The sequence below is a fragment of the Marinitoga lauensis genome (genome assembly GCF_004135675.1).
Lineage (GTDB): Bacteria > Thermotogota > Thermotogae > Petrotogales > Petrotogaceae > Marinitoga > Marinitoga lauensis.
Map to the genome: position 1 here is coordinate 229403 of NZ_QHLX01000006.1, position 16313 is coordinate 245715.

General features: G+C 28.9%; 17 protein-coding genes, 3 pseudogenes and 1 riboswitch. Of the genes and pseudogenes, 15 read left to right on the forward strand and 5 right to left on the reverse strand.

Features of this window, described 5'->3' with window-relative positions:
- Positions 1–34 precede the first annotated feature (34 nt).
- The 10 genes and pseudogenes from DJ007_RS11975 (at position 35) to DJ007_RS16335 (ending at position 5880) form a co-directional block, all read left to right on the forward strand.
- Positions 35–1171 carry an extracellular solute-binding protein gene (locus DJ007_RS11975; protein WP_129409790.1) on the forward strand — a complete coding sequence of 379 codons (1137 nt, stop codon included), beginning with the start codon at positions 35–37 and terminating at the stop codon, positions 1169–1171.
- Positions 1143–1919, forward strand: a complete 777-nt coding sequence (locus DJ007_RS11980) for an ABC transporter permease (protein WP_129409791.1) — start codon at positions 1143–1145, stop codon at positions 1917–1919. Before DJ007_RS11975 ends, DJ007_RS11980 begins: the two co-directional genes overlap by 29 nt.
- A gap of 4 nt (positions 1920–1923) precedes the next feature.
- Positions 1924–2112: a radical SAM protein gene (locus tag DJ007_RS11985; protein ID WP_129409792.1), complete on the forward strand. Its 189-nt coding sequence runs from the start codon at positions 1924–1926 to the stop codon at positions 2110–2112.
- Between the two features lie 32 nt (positions 2113–2144).
- Complete coding sequence (locus tag DJ007_RS11990) at positions 2145–2615, forward strand: radical SAM protein (protein WP_368359844.1); 471 nt, start codon at positions 2145–2147, stop codon at positions 2613–2615.
- A gap of 26 nt (positions 2616–2641) precedes the next feature.
- Positions 2642–2755 (forward strand): annotated as a pseudogene (locus DJ007_RS20505) (hypothetical protein); the annotation flags it as partial.
- A gap of 108 nt (positions 2756–2863) precedes the next feature.
- Positions 2864–3340 (forward strand): cyclic pyranopterin monophosphate synthase MoaC, encoded by a 477-nt coding sequence (moaC, locus tag DJ007_RS11995; RefSeq protein ID WP_165974164.1) that lies wholly within the window; start codon positions 2864–2866, stop codon positions 3338–3340.
- A 79-nt stretch (positions 3341–3419) separates the two neighbouring features.
- Positions 3420–3818: a MogA/MoaB family molybdenum cofactor biosynthesis protein gene (locus tag DJ007_RS12000; RefSeq protein WP_206076373.1), complete on the forward strand. Its 399-nt coding sequence runs from the start codon at positions 3420–3422 to the stop codon at positions 3816–3818.
- A gap of 208 nt (positions 3819–4026) precedes the next feature.
- On the forward strand, positions 4027–4968 hold the full coding sequence (locus DJ007_RS12005; protein WP_129409795.1) for a methyl-accepting chemotaxis protein: 942 nt from the start codon (positions 4027–4029) through the stop codon (positions 4966–4968).
- Between the two features lie 23 nt (positions 4969–4991).
- Positions 4992–5603, forward strand: coding sequence for a methyl-accepting chemotaxis protein (locus DJ007_RS12010; protein ID WP_240739597.1), 612 nt, complete (start codon positions 4992–4994; stop codon positions 5601–5603).
- Between the two features lie 85 nt (positions 5604–5688).
- Positions 5689–5880: a hypothetical protein gene (locus DJ007_RS16335; protein ID WP_206076366.1), complete on the forward strand. Its 192-nt coding sequence runs from the start codon at positions 5689–5691 to the stop codon at positions 5878–5880.
- Positions 5881–6209: 329 nt separating this feature from the next.
- On the opposite strand, the gene DJ007_RS12015 is transcribed toward DJ007_RS16335, so the two are convergent.
- From DJ007_RS12015 to DJ007_RS12025, 3 genes and pseudogenes are all read right to left on the reverse strand, one after another.
- The gene (locus DJ007_RS12015) at positions 6210–6875 is read right to left on the reverse strand and encodes a HesA/MoeB/ThiF family protein (protein WP_129409797.1); all 666 of its coding nucleotides are present in this window, start codon (positions 6873–6875) and stop codon (positions 6210–6212) included.
- A 1-nt stretch (position 6876) separates the two neighbouring features.
- Positions 6877–7158: a MoaD family protein gene (locus tag DJ007_RS12020; RefSeq protein WP_129409798.1), complete on the reverse strand. Its 282-nt coding sequence runs from the start codon at positions 7156–7158 to the stop codon at positions 6877–6879.
- A pseudogene (locus DJ007_RS12025) lies at positions 7155–8953 on the reverse strand (aldehyde ferredoxin oxidoreductase family protein). The gene DJ007_RS12020 and the pseudogene DJ007_RS12025 overlap by 4 nt, the downstream one beginning before the upstream one ends.
- 7 nt (positions 8954–8960) lie before the next feature.
- A riboswitch (molybdenum cofactor riboswitch) is annotated at positions 8961–9078 on the reverse strand.
- A 267-nt stretch (positions 9079–9345) separates the two neighbouring features.
- On the opposite strand from DJ007_RS12025, the gene DJ007_RS12030 reads away from it, so the two are divergent.
- From DJ007_RS12030 to DJ007_RS12050, 5 genes are read left to right on the forward strand one after another with little or no spacing between them, the layout of a single operon-like run.
- Positions 9346–10179: a transporter substrate-binding domain-containing protein gene (locus tag DJ007_RS12030; RefSeq protein WP_129409799.1), complete on the forward strand. Its 834-nt coding sequence runs from the start codon at positions 9346–9348 to the stop codon at positions 10177–10179.
- 14 nt (positions 10180–10193) lie between these two features.
- Positions 10194–11435, forward strand: coding sequence for an HD domain-containing phosphohydrolase (locus tag DJ007_RS12035; RefSeq protein WP_165974160.1), 1242 nt, complete (start codon positions 10194–10196; stop codon positions 11433–11435).
- Positions 11432–13090 carry a methyl-accepting chemotaxis protein gene (locus DJ007_RS12040; RefSeq protein ID WP_129409801.1) on the forward strand — a complete coding sequence of 553 codons (1659 nt, stop codon included), beginning with the start codon at positions 11432–11434 and terminating at the stop codon, positions 13088–13090. Before DJ007_RS12035 ends, DJ007_RS12040 begins: the two co-directional genes overlap by 4 nt.
- Before the next feature lie 22 nt (positions 13091–13112).
- Positions 13113–14159, forward strand: coding sequence for a chemotaxis protein CheW (locus DJ007_RS12045; RefSeq protein ID WP_129409802.1), 1047 nt, complete (start codon positions 13113–13115; stop codon positions 14157–14159).
- A 35-nt stretch (positions 14160–14194) separates the two neighbouring features.
- A complete protein-coding gene (locus tag DJ007_RS12050) occupies positions 14195–14419 on the forward strand; it encodes a chemotaxis protein CheW (RefSeq protein WP_240739578.1) in 225 nt (74 codons plus the stop codon).
- Between the two features lie 39 nt (positions 14420–14458).
- Here the strand turns inward: DJ007_RS12050 and mtnA are convergent.
- Both mtnA and DJ007_RS12060 read right to left on the reverse strand, forming a co-directional pair.
- Positions 14459–15495 (reverse strand): annotated as a pseudogene (gene mtnA, locus DJ007_RS20510) (S-methyl-5-thioribose-1-phosphate isomerase).
- Positions 15492–16313, reverse strand: coding sequence for an Mrp/NBP35 family ATP-binding protein (locus DJ007_RS12060; protein ID WP_129409804.1), 822 nt, complete (start codon positions 16311–16313; stop codon positions 15492–15494). Before DJ007_RS12060 ends, mtnA begins: the two are co-directional and overlap by 4 nt.

A 16313-nucleotide genomic window follows, 5' to 3' on the forward strand; every position in this document is an offset into this window, starting at 1 on the left:
TCCAGATTTAGATCCAGCTGGATACAGAACATTGATGACTATACAACTTGCTGAAAAATACTATAATTCAAACGGATTATACGAAAAGTTTATGAATACAAAAAATAGAATGGTATTAAAAAAATCTATAGACTTAATAGCATATTTAGAAGCAAACGAAATGGATTATGCTTTCTTATACAAATCCGAAGCATTTCAGCATAATTTAAAATATATCGAATTTCCAGAAGAGATAAATCTTTCTTCTGTTAAATTTGAAGAAAATTATAAAAAAGCATTTGTTGAAGTGCCTGGGAAAAACGGAAAAAAAATAAAGATTTATGGAAAATCAATAAACTACGGTTTTACTGTATTAAAAAACGCACCAAACAAAGATTTAGCAATTAAGTTTATAAAATTCATGTATTCAGAGAAAGGAAAAAATATCTTTAAAGAAAAAGGTATGGAACTATTTGCAGATGTGGATAATCCAGAAAATTTACCTGAAGATTTAAAAACATTGTGGGGTATTAATTTGGAAATTATAATCAAAGATTTTATAATTAATCTTCAGCATTTTTCTTTAAAAATAGATTATTTAAAAATCAATTCAGGTGAATATGTCTATATAATCGGTCCTACTGGAGCAGGGAAAACCTTATTTCTTGAATCAATTGCAGGATTTGTAAATCATAATGGAAAGATTCTTTTGAATAATAAGGATATTACCCGGTTACCTCCAGAAAAAAGAAATATAGGTTTTGTTTATCAGAATTATCATCTTTTTCCACATTTAAATGTAAGAAAAAATATTGAATTTGGTATGAAAATGAAAAATATCAAAGATGAAGATTTCTTCTATTACATCTTAAAAAGATTAAATATAGAACATCTTTTAAATAGACGGGTTCAAAACCTATCAGGTGGTGAAAAACAACGCATTTCATTGGCTCGAGCATTGGTTACAAAACCAGATATATTATTGTTTGATGAGCCATTATCTGCATTAGATCAGGATATAAAAAGCGAAATTTTGAAATTACTGCATGAAATCAATCAGGAATATAAATTAACCACCATTCATGTAACTCATGATAAGAATGAAATAATAAATAATTCAAGAGTTTTTAAGATATCAAATGGAACTTTAATGGAGGAACAATATGTTCAGGAATATAATTATAATTATTAGTTTTCTATTTATAATCGCTATAATATTGCCTTTTTTAACTGTTTTTTTAAATGTCGATTATAATCTATTATTTGAAATTTCAAAAAGCCCGGAGTTTTTAGATGCTGTTAGAACTACCTTTCTTGCAGCATTATTGGCAACTATAATCGCTATAATTTTTGGTATTCCATTTGCATATGGTATTGCAAGATATGATTTTCCATTTAAATCCATTCTGGAAGCTATCGTTGATATACCTCAAACAATTCCTCATACTGCTGCAGGTATTGCATTATTAATGACATTGGGAAGAAGCTCTGCTATTGGAAAAACTGCTGGAATTATAGGAATTTCGTTTGTCCACACCTTTTGGGGTGTTGTTGCAGCTATGGGATTTTTAAGCTTCAGTATTTTTGTAAATTCTGTAAAAGAAGGATTTAAAAAAATAGATGTTAGGTATGAAAAGGTAGCTCGTTCATTAGGTGCCACACCATTTAAAACATTTATTTTTATCTCTTTGCCAATGATTAAACATGAAATAATAACAGGTTCATTGTTAATGTGGGCAAGAGGAATATCAGAATTCGGTGCTGTAGCTATCTTAGCTTACTATCCAATGACACTTTCTATATTGACATACGATAAATTTCAGGGATATGGATTAAAACAGGCATTGGCATTAACCGCCTTGATATTCATCATGTCAATGATTATCTTTGTAATTATTAGAATAATACAAAATCTATGGAAATATACAGAATCGAGGTAATTATATGATAGATAAGTTCAATAGGAAAATAGAATATGTAAGAATATCCTTAACAGACAAATGTAATTTTAGATGTAATTATTGCATGAATGAAAATGTTGAATTCATGCAGGATGATGAGTTACTTACATTGGAAGAACTTAAAACTTTGATTAAAGTCTTAAAAGATTTAAATATCAAAAAATACGATTAACTGGTGGAGAACCTACTTTAAGACCGGATATTATCGATATAGCAAAAGTTATAAAAAAGTATTTTCATTCATTTAGTATTACCACAAATGGCTCATTGATGTATTATCTTGCAGAAGATTTAAAAGAAAATGGTCTGGACAATGTAAATTTCAGTCTTGATTCTTTAAATAAAGAAAACTTTAAAAGTATAACCAGAAGAGATGATCTTGAAAACGTCTTAAAAGGGCTTGAAAAATCTCTCGAAATAGGATTAAATGTGAAATTAAATACTGTAATTCAGAAAAGAAATTTATCGGAAGTCTTTGATCTCATAGAATTTTCCGCAAAAAGAAAATTACCCATACGTTTTATTGAATTAATGCCCATTGGCAACAGTTATAACGAAGATGATTTTATCAGCGAAGATGCTTTAAAAAGTAAAATCAAAGAAAAATACAATTTAGAACCTGTAAAAACAAAATTCGGTTTTGGCCTTCAAATTATTTTTTTATTAAGGATTTAAATTCCTATGTTGGTTTCATATCTGCTATGACACATAACTTTTGTTCATCATGTAATAAAATTAGAATTGCTGCTAATGGTGATATTTATCCATGCCTTGCATTTGATTATCATATACCAATTAAAGATTTTATAGATAATGAAGAAAAGTTAAAAGAAAGAATAAAATATGCCGTCTTACAAAAACCTGAAAGGCATTATTTGAATGAATTAAAGAAAAAAACACCTATGCACAAGATGGGGGATAATATGAACTTTACTCATATAGATGAAAATGGAAATGTTCAAATGGTTGACGTTTCAAATAAAGATATTACACTCAGAGTAGCAAAAGCACATGGAAAAATAAAGATGAAAAAAGAAACATTAGAAGCTATAGTTTCTGGAAAGATTACCAAGGGTAATGTTTTAACAACAGCAAAGATTGCAGGAATAATGGGAGCAAAAAAAACATCAGAATTAATACCAATGTGCCATAATATTTTTATATCAAAAATAGATATAGAATTTAAAATAAATGAAGATAATATCGAGATTTTTTCTTTTGCCAAAACGAATTCACAAACAGGTATTGAAATGGAAGCATTAACAGCTGTAAACATAGCTGCTTTAACTATATATGATATGTGTAAGGCAGTGGATAGAGAAATGGAAATAACTGAAATATATTTACTTGAAAAATCTGGAGGTAAAAGTGGTCATTTTAAAAGGAGTGAAAATAAATGAAATATTTCGTTTTAACATTAAGCGATAAGGCTCAAAAGGAGAAAGAGAAGATTTAAGCGGAAAAGTTATTAAAGAAATTATGGATTCTATAGGTGGAGAATTAGCAGGATATAAGATATTGCCTGATGAAGAACAATTAATAACAACTGAATTAAAAGATTTAGTAAAAAAAGATATAGATGTTATACTCACCACTGGCGGAACAGGTCTTACTCCCAGAGATGTAACTCCGGAAGCTACATTAAAGGTTATTGAAAGAAGAATATACGGAATGGAAATTGCAATGATAACAGAGGCATTAAAACATACACCTCACGGCATGTTATCAAGAGCTGTTGTTGGTGTTGCTAATGAAACTTTAATAATTAATCTTCCAGGAAGTCCAAAAGCTGTAAAGGAAAATCTAAAGGTATTATTACCTGCAATACCTCATGCTGTTGAAAAAATTAAAAATTTAGGCGGCGATTGTGCAAGGTAAAATCAGATAAAAATTATTATTATGTATAAAAACTTAAATAAAAAAAGTGCTTAATTTCTACATAATGTGGAGTTAAGCACTTTTTTGATTTAAATCATTTTTTAGTGAATATTCTTTATATATTTACCATTTTTATAACAGTTAGTCATTATTTTAGTGTATTTATATGTTTAGTATATTCTTCAAAAATTACGCAAGGAGGTACTAAATGAAAAGTATATTTAGCAAATTAATTTTATTTTCGTCTATTTTTATAGTTTTATCTGCTTTGATAGGTATATTCAGTTTTTTTGGATTAAACAACATTACCGCGATTTCTAATAATATATTAAACTTTTATTCTTATGTTCATAAATTAGAAAAATTAAATAAAGATTTATTATTAGAAAGTGGTAATAACCCTCAGATCATTAAAGAGTATAAAAATACATATACCACGATGATTGATTTGGTTAAAGAAAAAGTTCCACAGGAGACTTTAAAAAATTTGAAAGGTACATATGGGAAAATAATTGAAAATATTATAAATAATAAACATAATGGTTCTATAACAATTTTATTCAATGAATTAGATAATGAACTTGAAAATATTTTATTTATTTTAAAAAAGAATATTTTAAAAGAACAAAATATTACAAAAATAATACTTTCTTCTTTAATTGCTATTGTATTCATAGCATCTATAATAATCGCTATTTTATTTTCAAAAAATATAACAAAACCGGTTAAAATCCTTTCAAAAACCTTAAAAGATATTAGTGATGGTAATTTAAATATAAAAATGGATAATATTAAGTCACGTGATGAGATTGGTCAAGCAGCAAATGCGATTGAAAAATTACGCGAATTTCTATTGGAAATCATTACTTCTATTTCAAATGCATCAGGTGAAACATCTGCTGCATCAGAGGAATTATCTGCAGCATCAAATGAAGTTTCTAATAATTTAAATGAAGCCACAATTATTTTTGATAAAATAAACAAAGAAACCACAGAAAATGCTGCTTCCTTAGAAGAGTTAACAGCAAGTATTGAAGAAATGGCGGCTTCGGCTGATGAAAATTCAAAATCAGCAATGTTACTATTGAAAAAAGTGAAGCATCTATTGAGGTTATTCAAAGCAATAAAAATGGAATTAAACGAACCATAGAAATCAGCAAAAAAACTAAAGAAATTAGTAATAAAACTAAAGAAGGGTTAAATAAATTAGCTCATTTTACAGATAATATAAACGAAATAATATTTACAATAAACAACATAACAGAGCAAACAAGCTTGCTGGCATTAAACGCAGCAATTGAAGCAGCTAGAGCAGGAGAAGCTGGAAAAGGATTTGCTGTTGTTGCTGATGAAATCAGAAAATTGTCCGAACAAAGTAAAGAATCTACTGAACAAATTGCAAAAATTCTTGTTAATCTTGTAAATGAAGTTCAAACTTCGGTGAAAAATATTGATTTAACAGAAGATTCAGTAGAAGAGTTATCCGAAAACATAATAAATATTGAAGAAAGCTTTAATATTTTAACTAAACTCATAGAAGAAATACAGGAAATGATACAAAACATAAGTGCTTCAGCCGAGGAACAGGGAGCAACCTCAGAAGAGATGGCTGCAGCAACTTCAAAGTTAAACGAATTGTTAGAAACAACATCAAATGGCATTAATAACATGAATGGAGTTTTACAAGAAATCAATGCATCTCTCGAAGAATTAAATGCAGCGTCACAAAATTTATCTGCTTTATCTCAGGAGTTACAGTCTAAAATTAATTTCTTTAAAATATAATACAAGTCTAATAAACATAAATGATAATAACAGAAATTATAAAATCTGGAAGTAAAAGTTTGATATATGCCTGAAATACTAAATATTGGAAATAAAACTATATCACAATCAAAACACTCAAAATTTTTACATATTTAGAAACTTTTATGATAAAAATAAAAATGACTTTGATAAAATTAATATCGAAGAAGGAAAAGTTTTATTTTTTTACGATGATTATATCGATAATGTTTATTACATAGAGAAAGAAGCATCCTTAATTTTATTGAAAAAATAACTTATATAAAGACTAATTGAATACTCATTATTAGTTATTACATACACATTCAATAAACTATTAGAAACACAATATACTGCTGAAGAAAAAATTTTAAATTACTTTTATCAAACAACCTTTTCACAAGGAAAAAAATTAATTAAAATAGTCTTTAGAAGAAGTTTCAAAATTTTTAAATTTAAGAAAAGAAACAATTATTAGAACTTTGAAAACATTAGAATATTCCAGAAAAATTAAAAAAATTGGGCCTAAAAGGTATAGAATAAACCATTTTAATTTTTTAACAAACATAAATAAAAAATATCCCTTCAACAATAAGGGGATATTTTTTATTTTAATTCTATAATATCAAACGAATTAAATACTAAATCCATAATTAGCATTTTATTTATAAGCGCCTTTTCATAGTCTTCAAATATAATTTTTATAGCCTCATTTACCTGTAAAGATGCTATTATTGATACTGCGTATGGTGTTACTAATTTTGTTTCTTTTGTATCTTCAACATCACCTAATATTTCTCTTAATGATTTGGTTTTACCAGGAAGGATATCTGTAACCTGACCAAAAAATCTTTCAACTCCGCCATGAATTAATGGAATCTTTAATTCATGTATTTTCATATCCAATATTTTTCTACTTTCAAAATTATCAAAACAATCTATTGCCAGATCAACTTCTGGCAATTTTGTATTTTCATATATCCTTTCATCGTAAATATGCACTTCTATTTCAGGATTAATTTTCATCAATTTTTCTTTAGCTACAAAAACCTTTTTCTTACCTAAATCTTCATGATCATATAATATTTGTCTATTAAGGTCTGGCATATCCAAAATCCCTGCATCAAAAATATATAATTCTCCAACACCTAATCTTGAAAGATGCATCAAAACATTACTCCCAAGACCTCCTGCTCCTGCAACCAATATTTTTGCTTTTCTAATTTTATTAAAATCATTATATAAACTCATATGCCTTGAATATCTTTCCAAATTACCCACCACCTGCTGGAGGAAATATTGAAATAATCCCTTCCTCGATCAATGTATTTAATCCGTCCATATGGATTAAATTTTTTCCATTTATTAAAATCATAGTTCCAACCTTTATCTTTTTTTCTTCTACCAGATATTCTCTAATTTTTTTATCCTGAAATTTTTCAACCAGAATATCTATTAATTTATCGACAGTTATAGGATTTTCAAATTCCATATCTATAGAAGCAACCTTGAGATATAGTCTTAAGGTTGCAAAAAACTTTATTTTAACCTTCATTGAATATTTAGCTCCTTTAATTTTTCTTCTGTTGGAATACCTTCTTTACTCCAACCTCTTACTTCATAGTATTTTGGTAATAATACGTCTAAATGAACAACCTGACCTTTATTCGGACCTTCTTTAACAGGTTCTTCCAACAATCTTTTTGGCAATGTATCCTGTGATGGACCTATTCCTGCTTCTAAATTAAATTTTCTCTCTAAATTCCATATTCTTTCACCAATTTTTAATGTTTCTTTCGACGTCAAACTCCAACCCAATGCTGCATTTATAAGGTCCTTATAATCATCTAATCCCAATGCAAATGATGTAAAGAGACATAATCCAGCAGCATCAATTACAGCTGTTAAATCCTGAAATGTCTTTACCCATTCTGCTTTTCCTTCTAATTCCTGTGGATCGATTTTTTCTGGCGCTCCTAAAATTTCTGGAGAAATCATATAACCTCTAACATGACAGCCACCTCTATTACTCGTAGCGTATTCAAGACCATGCCCTGAGCACCTCTTGGATCATATGCAGGAATTTCCTGTTTTTTAACTGTCATTGAATATTCAGGATGGCCATAGCTCTCTGCCAATCTATAAGAACCTTCTGCTAATTTATCGCCAAAGCCTTCTCTTAACCCTATTTGTTTTGTATAGAATACAACGGCTTCAGAACTTCCGAATTTTAATTCTGGTCCATTATTTAATTCTTCTTTTTTAATTAGACCTTTTTCATACATTTCCATTGCAGCTGCAATTGTTGCACCAGCGGAAATTGTGTCAAGACCAAATTGATTACATAAATGGTTGGCTTCTACTATAGCTATTAAATCTGAAACGCCACAGTTAGCCCCAAATGCCCAACCTGTTTCGTATTCTGGACCTTCTGTTTCTATTCCATTAGGCAATGTTACCCTTCTTCCACAGGCAATTGGACATCCGAAACATGGCATATTTTTTATCAAATACCCTTTTTCCACCAATGCTTCACCAGAAATTTCATCTGTTAATTCAAATACAGAGTCCAGGAAATTTCTTGTTGGATATAATCCATTTTGGTTTATAATATTATCCAAAACCTTTGTTCCCAATTTAGGCAATCCTTCTCCAGTAATTCCATTTTCTTTTAATTTCTTTATTTTTTCTTTTACCGTTTCCATAAATCTTGCTGGATCTTTTACCTCAGGTCTCTTTGTCCCTCTAACTACAACACCTTTTAAATTCTTACTACCCATTACGGCACCAACGCCTGTTCTTCCAGCAGCTCTATGCTTATCATTCATAATAGCAGCAAATTTAACCAATTTTTCACCTGCAGGTCCTATACATGCAACTCTTGCTCTTGGATCATCAATTTCCTCTAATAATTTATCGGTTGTCTCAAAAACATCTTTGCCCCATAAATGTGATGCATCCTTTAATTCAACATGATCATCTTTAATCATAAGATATACAGGCTTATCTGCTTTACCTTCAAAGATAATCATATCATAACCAGCAAATTTCAATTCTGCACCAAAATAACCTCCAGAATTACTCGAAGCTATTGTTCCAGTCAAAGGTCCTTTGGTTACAACCATATACCTTCCACCAGTCGGCGCGGCTGTTCCAGATAATGGACCTGTTGCAAAGAATAACTTATTTTCTGGAGATAATGGATCTACATCAGGCCCAACCTCATCATAAAACATCTTTGTAGCAAGTCCTCTACCTCCAAGATAAAGTTCTGCATCTTTTGGTAATTCCTCAACCTTAATACTTTTTTCAGTTAAATTTACCCTTAAAATCTTTCCGTTAAATGACACTTTTACCCCCCTTATAATTTTCCTTCCTTTCCAAACACGGGAGGCATAACCGTTTCCAGTTATACCCATTGGCCTTTTACCCTGGCATATGCTTTAGATAAAAAGGCTCGGAAGGGTAATGTTTTTACTTTAATTTTATCACATTTTCACATATAATTCAATAAGTATTTTTATATTATAAAAGTTTTTGTCTATAATTACCTTATATTTTAAATTATTTATTTTTATATTTATTACACTTTTGTATTAACATCATGTTAACTAATTGATAAAAATTAAATATATCTAATAATTATTGTAAATAAAATGAAAAAAAAAAAAAAAAAAAAAAAAAAAATAATATAATAATGTTAAAGATGAATAAATAGTGCTGCATATCATAGGAGGAAAAGATGGGGAAAAAAGGGATTTTTTTATTATTCTCTTTGGTTTTAGTTATAAATATTGCCTATGTATCTAAAAATTTAATAGTTGGTATATATGATAATCCCCCTTTGGTTTATTATGAAAATAATAAACCAAAGGGTTTTTTTGTCGACTTATTAAATGAAATTGCAAAAGAAGAAAACTGGAAACTGAAATATACACACGATTCTTTCAATAATTTACTTGAATCACTAAAAAATGAAAAAATTGATATTTTACCTGATATTGCATACTCAAAAGAAAGAGCAATTTTTCTCAAATATAACTCAGAAACCGTTTTCACTAACTGGGGCGTGGTTTATTCAAAAAAATCACTGGATTCATTGTTTAAATTAAATAATAAAATAGTAGCCGTTCCAAAAGATGACATTTATTATATTGGTCCAGAAGGTATTAAAGAATTAGCCAAAAATTTTCATTTAAATATTCAATTTCTCGAATTAAATTCATATAATGATGTTTTAAAGGCTGTTGCTGATGGTAAAGCTTACACTGGTATAATAAGCCGTTCATACAACGGAGAAAAATATGGTCTGAAAAAAACTTCTATTATCTTTTCACCAATAGATGTATATATAGCCTTTTCAAAAGACCTGAATAAAACTATTATAGAAAATATAGATTTACATATAAAAAAATGGAAAAATGAAAAAAAGTCCATTTATTATAGGCTAATAGACAAATACTTTTTTAATGATATATCAAAAATACCAGAATGGTTAAAATGGATTTTAATCTCTTCTTTTTTATTATATTATTATTTGCCATTATCATTTATATATATAAAAAATCATTATTAAAAGCAACAAAAACATTGAGAGAAAAAAATAAAGAATTAGAAAATTCAAATGAGGAATTATTGGCTCTAAGTGAAGAATTAGAAGATTTATATAAAAAGAATGAAGAATTTTCAAAAGATTTAATAAAGATGACAGAAATTTTGTCCAATCTAAAGCCTTCAAAAACATTAGATGAATTTTACTCAAATGTCCTGGAAGTAGCATTGGAGATTATTCCCGAAGCTGATTACGGCAGCATTATTTTAATAGATATGGAGAAAATGGAAACGAAATTTATTCATTCTATAGGTCATGATATTAAAAAACTAAAATCGCTTAAATCCTTTTTGGGTGAAATTCCAAAATATGAAAATATTCGTATTTCCAAAGATGTTATAAACGAAGAAAGAAATAAAAATTTTAACCCTGAAGATTTTAAACTATTATTAGAAGCCACAAAACCTATAAAACAAACGTTAATTTATGATATAAAGTTAAATAATAAGACGTGGATAAAACTCACTCTCGATATAGCTGAAAATAGTAATGAAAGATTTACAGAAAATTCTTTTAGATTAATTGAAGGGTTTGGGAATTTAATAAAAGCTTTCTGGATAGAAAAATTATCTACAAAAGAAATAAAGGATGCTTATTTGAGATTTGCAACAAAGCTTTCAATAATAGCAGAAGCTCATGATGATATTACTGGAATGCATATTTACAGAGTTGGAGAGATATCCGCATTTATAGCCGAAAAACTGGGTTTAAATAGAGAAAAAATTATAGAAATTAAAAATTTTGCCCCATTGCATGATATTGGAAAAATATTCATAGATAAAAATTTACTGAGGAAAAACGGCATCCTTTCAGATGAAGAATTTGAGGAAATAAAAATGCATACTATATATGCTATGAAATTATTGGATGACCCTTATTTTGAAACAGCGAAAAATATAGCATTATATCATCATGAAAATCATGATGGTACAGGATACCCCTTTAAATTAAAAGGAAAAGAAATCCCTATAGAAGCTCAAATTGTCGCTCTGGCAGATAAATATGATGCTTTAAGATCTTTAAGAACATATAAAGAAGGTTTTTCTCATAAAAAAGTGTATGAAATTATTACCCGGGGTGATGGTAGAGTTGAACCTTCTCATTTTCATCCTGAAATATTAGCAACATTTAAGAAATACCATATGGAAATTTATGAAATTTATGAAAAAATATCAAGAAGTGATAATAAAAATAACAAACATAAGGAGTGGATTTTATGAAGTTAAAAACTCGTATATGGTTATTGGTAGGAGTGTTGTTAATTTCACAATTTGTCCTTTTTCTAATCAGTAATAATGCTTTTTCGACTATTCGAAAAAGTGAAAAAATTTTATCTGAAAAATATATCACACACATAAAAAATATTGGAATTTATGCCACAGACTTCATGGAAGCAAGAAAATTAATTGCAGAGTATCTTGCTTTTAATGAGTCGTCTTTAAAATCTGATGCAGAAGATAAAATGAAAAGTGTTGTAAATAATATTTTAAATATGAACCTTGATGCGGATTTTAAATCTTTAAAAAATAATGCCGTTAAATATATGACTGATTATTTGAATCTTTTAAAGACTTATAAATCTGTTGATGATATAAAAAAGGATGTTGAAAAATTTAAAAAGGTTGGCGGAAATGCAGAAAAATATTTTATTAAATTGCAGGAAGCTATAGATAAAAAGGCAGATGAAGTTGCTTCTAACAATGAGAATAACATAAATAAAGCTATAACCTCTGGAATATTCACTATTATATCTTCCTTGATTGTTGGATTAATATTTGCTATAATATTAATAAAAGGTATAACAAAACCGTTAGAAATTTTGATGAATTATGCAAAACATTTAGCTGAAAAAGATTATACAATTGCTATACCAGAAATAAAGGATAAAAGCGAATTAGGTCAATTAATACAAAATTTTAAAATTATGCATCAACAATTGGTTAAAGACATGAAAGAACTTAAAAATGAAAGCATTACTTTAATCTCTTCGATGAAAGAAATAACTGATACACTGGAAGTGTCAGCAGAGGCCACACAGGAAACAACCACGGCAATCACAAACATTGCAGCAGAAATGGAAAATATAACTGCAGCTATTGAAGAAACAACAGCTTCTGTTGAGGAAATATCATCTGCAACAAAATTAATTGCAGATAGTGCAAAAGAAGCCGCTCAATTTGGGCATTCCTCTACCGAACAAACCGAAGAAGCAGGAAATACTGTTAAAAAAGCTATAGAAAAAATGAATGAAATAACTGATGTAACAAAAGAAATCGATAAGGTGGTTAAAGAGTTTAACGAAAGTGCTGTTAAAATAAACGAATTCGTTGATACCGTTTCAAATATCGCTGAACAAACCAATTTACTGGCTTTAAATGCGGCAATAGAAGCGGCAAGAGCGGGAGAAGCCGGAAAAGGTTTTGCTGTTGTTGCAGATGAAGTTAGAGTATTGGCAGAAGAAAGCAGAAAAGCTGCCAACGAAATAAGAGAAGTGGTTGAAGGCGTAATGATCGTTTCAAATGAAGCTGTTAATGTTTCAAAATCAGTAAATGAAAAGGTTAAAGAGGGTTCAGAATTATCTAACGAAGCAGGAGAAAATTTAGAAAAAATATTGAAAGCTATTAGAGAAATAACTTCAAAGCTTGAAAATATAGCTGCAAGCGTTGAAGAACAAACAGCTTCAATTGATGAAATATCCACTGCAATGGCAGAACTTTCAGAGAATACAACTAAAATCAATGCATCGGTTCAGGAAATAAATGCTGCTTCTGAAGAGCAAACTGCAAATATAGAAAATATTGCATCAGAAGCAAGACAATCAGAGGAATTAGCAGAAAGATTGGAGGATATTGTGAAGCAATTTAAATTAAATTAAATTAAATTAAGCAGGTGATAGTATGTCACAATTTATTACAGTAATGTTAGAAAAGGAAAAATATGCTATACCAATGGAATACGTTCAGGAAGTAATAAAATATGAAAATATTGTAAGAGTTCCAGGAGCAGAAGAATATATTTTAGGAATTATAAATTTAAGGAATAAAACTATTCCTATAATGAATATAAAAAGCAAATTGGATTTGGGAAATGAAATAAAACCAGATTCGAAAATAGTAATCTTAATCAAAAATGGTGTTTTGCTGGGTATTATTGTTGATGATACTGCAGAAATGTTACACATAGAAAATGATTCTCATATTGAGGAAATAAATGGTGTCGAACATTTTTCTTCTGTAATAAAAAAGGATAATTCATTGTATAAAGTAATAAATATAGAAAAATTATTTGAAGGTAATATAAACAAATATATTAAAAACGCTGAGTCAGAAAATATTGAAGAATTAGTAAGAGAGGATTTAGTTCAAATATTAAAGTTCAAATTGGGCAATGAGATAATGGCTATTCCAATAGAATATGTCCAGGAAATAGTTAAAAAACCAACGATATATTCTGTGCCAGATATGCCTGATTTTGTTAAAGGAGTTACTTCATTAAGAGGCGATATTATCCAGATTATCGATTTAAATGAATTATTCAAAAAAGAAAATTTAAATCTTAAAGAATTAATAGTAATAGAAATTCGCGGAATAAAATTTGGATTACACGTAGAAGAGGTTAGAAATATAGTAAGCATAGGTATTGAAGAAATTAACAAATTGCCAGTTACAAATAAAAATTCAAAGGTAATTGGCGTTATTAATTTAAACAATGAAATTGTTACTTTATTAGATTTAGAAAAAGTGTTTGAAGAGTTAGGTATAGAAGTACAGGAAAATATTAATGAGAAAACAGAAGAAAAGAATTTTACAGGTGAGAAAACAAAGTTATTCTTAAAATTCAAATTATTAGAAGAATATTATGCTTTAGAAATAGAAAAGGTTAGAGAAGTTACAACGTTGGAAAAAGATAATGCTGGTGATGTTGTAAATATCAGGGGGAAATAATCCCATTAATAGATTTAAAAGAAAAATTCAATCACATGAAAAATAATTCAAGAAATATCGTTATAGCTAAGGGAAAAGAAAAGGATTTTGGAATGGTTGTTGATGAAGTTGAAGAAATAATGAGAGTTTTAAATCATGAAATAGAAAGTGTCCCTGAAGAAATTTCAAGAAATACTATTAATGGGAAATATCTAAAAAATATTATTAATAAGAAAGATGACTTAATTTTTGTAATTGACGTTGATAAATTTTCTGTTTAAAATAAAAAACGGCTCTCAAAAAATTGAGAGCCGTTTTTATTATTTTTTAAATAATTTTTTTAAGTTTTCAGAATACGGTGGTTTTACTACACCTTTTTCAGTAATAATAGCTGTAACTAATTCATTAGGAGTTACATCAAATGCAGGATTATAAACCTTTATCTCTTCTGGTACCATTTTTGATTTATGACAATATCTTACCTCTTTATGCGACCTTTCTTCTATTGGAATTTCATTTCCAGTTGGTGTATTTAGATCTATTGTTGATAATGGTGCTGCTACGTAAAATGGAATTCCGTGTTCTTTTGCGAGCAATGCAACAGAATATGTCCCAATTTTATTGGCAACATCACCATTTGCTGCTATTCTGTCTGCACCAACAACCACTGCATTAATTTTCCCCTGTTTCATTACCCAACCAGCCATATTATCAGAAATTAATGTAACATCAAATCCATCTTTATATAATTCCCATACAGTTAATCTTGCACCCTGTAAATATGGCCTTGTTTCATCTGCATATACTTTTATATTTTTACCTAATTCCCTTGCACCTCTAATTACACCTAATGCTGTTCCATAATCTACCGTTGCTAAAGCCCTGCATTACAATGAGTTAATACAGTATCACCATCATTTAATAATTCACCACCAAATCTTCCCATAGCTTTATTCGCTTCTATATCTTCATATGCAATATCTAAGGCTTCTTTTTCAATTAATTCTATTAAATTATCTTCATTTTTTATTTCATTAAATTTCTTTTCAATTCTATCTAATGCCCAAAATAGGTTAACTGCAGTTGGTCTTGTATTGGCTAATGTTTCTTTCACTTCTTTCATTTTTTCTTCTAAATCCTTTGAATCAGCAAACTCTTTCACTCCAAGAACATATCCAAATGCAGCAGATGCACCTATTGCGGGAGCGCCTCTTACAACCATATCTTTTATAGCAACTGCAACTTCTTTATAATTTTTACATGTAACGTATGTTTCTTCCAAAGGCAAATATCTTTGATCGACTAAAACAAGAGAATCACCCGTCCACTCCATTGTTATAGTCTTTAATTTACTCATTCTTTATCATCCTTCTCCATTTCATTTATAACTCTTTTTGCTAATTGAACATATGGAGCCACATGCTCCGGTTTTCCAAAATAAGCTGCAGGTTTTCCACTATCCATATTATCTCTAATTTCTTCGCTTATTGGAATTTCCGCCAAAATTGGTAAATTATACTTTTCCGCTAAATTTTTAGCTCCGTTTTTACCAAATATATAATGCTTTGTATGACAGTTTGGACATTCAAAATATGCCATATTTTCTACTAATCCCAATACTTTTTTGTTCATAACTTTAAAGAAATTAATAGCTCTTTCTACATCATCTTTTGAAACTTCTGATGGTGTTGTTACTATTATTGCCCCATCAAATTTTTTTAACATTTGCATTACTGTTAATGGTTCATCACCTGTACCTGGAGGTGCATCTATAATCATATAATCCAATTCTTCCCATTCAATATCATTGAAAAATTGTTTTATTGTTCCTGTTTTAATTGGTCCTCTCCAAACTATTGGTTTTCCTGAATCAGGAACAAATTGAGAAACAGAAATTACCTTTACTCCATTAACTTCCGGTGGAACAATTTTTTCCCCAACTTGATACGGATGGTCTTTTTCTGTTCCGCCTAACATTCTCATAACATTTGGACCATGCATGTCAATATCCATTAACCCCACTTTTCTACCTTCTAAAGATAAAGCAACTGCTAAATTTACCGCTATTGTAGATTTTCCAACGCCACCTTTTCCACTCATAACCATAATAATGTGTTTGATGTTTTTTAATTCATTTTGATCTGGTAAATTAAATTGAACTTTTTTATCAGCCAT

Excerpts from the sequence above, each read along its gene's own strand:
- DJ007_RS11975 (WP_129409790.1), top strand. The coding sequence starts at position 35 with ATGACTATACAACTTGCTGAAAAATACTATAATTCAAACGGATTATAC.
- DJ007_RS11980 (WP_129409791.1), top strand. The coding sequence starts at position 1,143 with ATGTTCAGGAATATAATTATAATTATTAGTTTTCTATTTATAATCGCT.
- DJ007_RS11985 (WP_129409792.1), top strand. The coding sequence starts at position 1,924 with ATGATAGATAAGTTCAATAGGAAAATAGAATATGTAAGAATATCCTTA.
- moaC (WP_165974164.1), top strand. The coding sequence starts at position 2,864 with ATGAACTTTACTCATATAGATGAAAATGGAAATGTTCAAATGGTTGAC.
- DJ007_RS12000 (WP_206076373.1), top strand. The coding sequence starts at position 3,420 with ATGGATTCTATAGGTGGAGAATTAGCAGGATATAAGATATTGCCTGAT.
- DJ007_RS12005 (WP_129409795.1), top strand. The coding sequence starts at position 4,027 with ATGAAAAGTATATTTAGCAAATTAATTTTATTTTCGTCTATTTTTATA.
- DJ007_RS12020 (WP_129409798.1), bottom strand. The coding sequence starts at position 7,158 with ATGAAGGTTAAAATAAAGTTTTTTGCAACCTTAAGACTATATCTCAAG.
- DJ007_RS12030 (WP_129409799.1), top strand. The coding sequence starts at position 9,346 with ATGGGGAAAAAAGGGATTTTTTTATTATTCTCTTTGGTTTTAGTTATA.
- DJ007_RS12040 (WP_129409801.1), top strand. The coding sequence starts at position 11,432 with ATGAAGTTAAAAACTCGTATATGGTTATTGGTAGGAGTGTTGTTAATT.
- DJ007_RS12045 (WP_129409802.1), top strand. The coding sequence starts at position 13,113 with ATGTCACAATTTATTACAGTAATGTTAGAAAAGGAAAAATATGCTATA.
- DJ007_RS12050 (WP_240739578.1), top strand. The coding sequence starts at position 14,195 with ATGAAAAATAATTCAAGAAATATCGTTATAGCTAAGGGAAAAGAAAAG.
- DJ007_RS12060 (WP_129409804.1), bottom strand. The coding sequence starts at position 16,313 with ATGGCTGATAAAAAAGTTCAATTTAATTTACCAGATCAAAATGAATTA.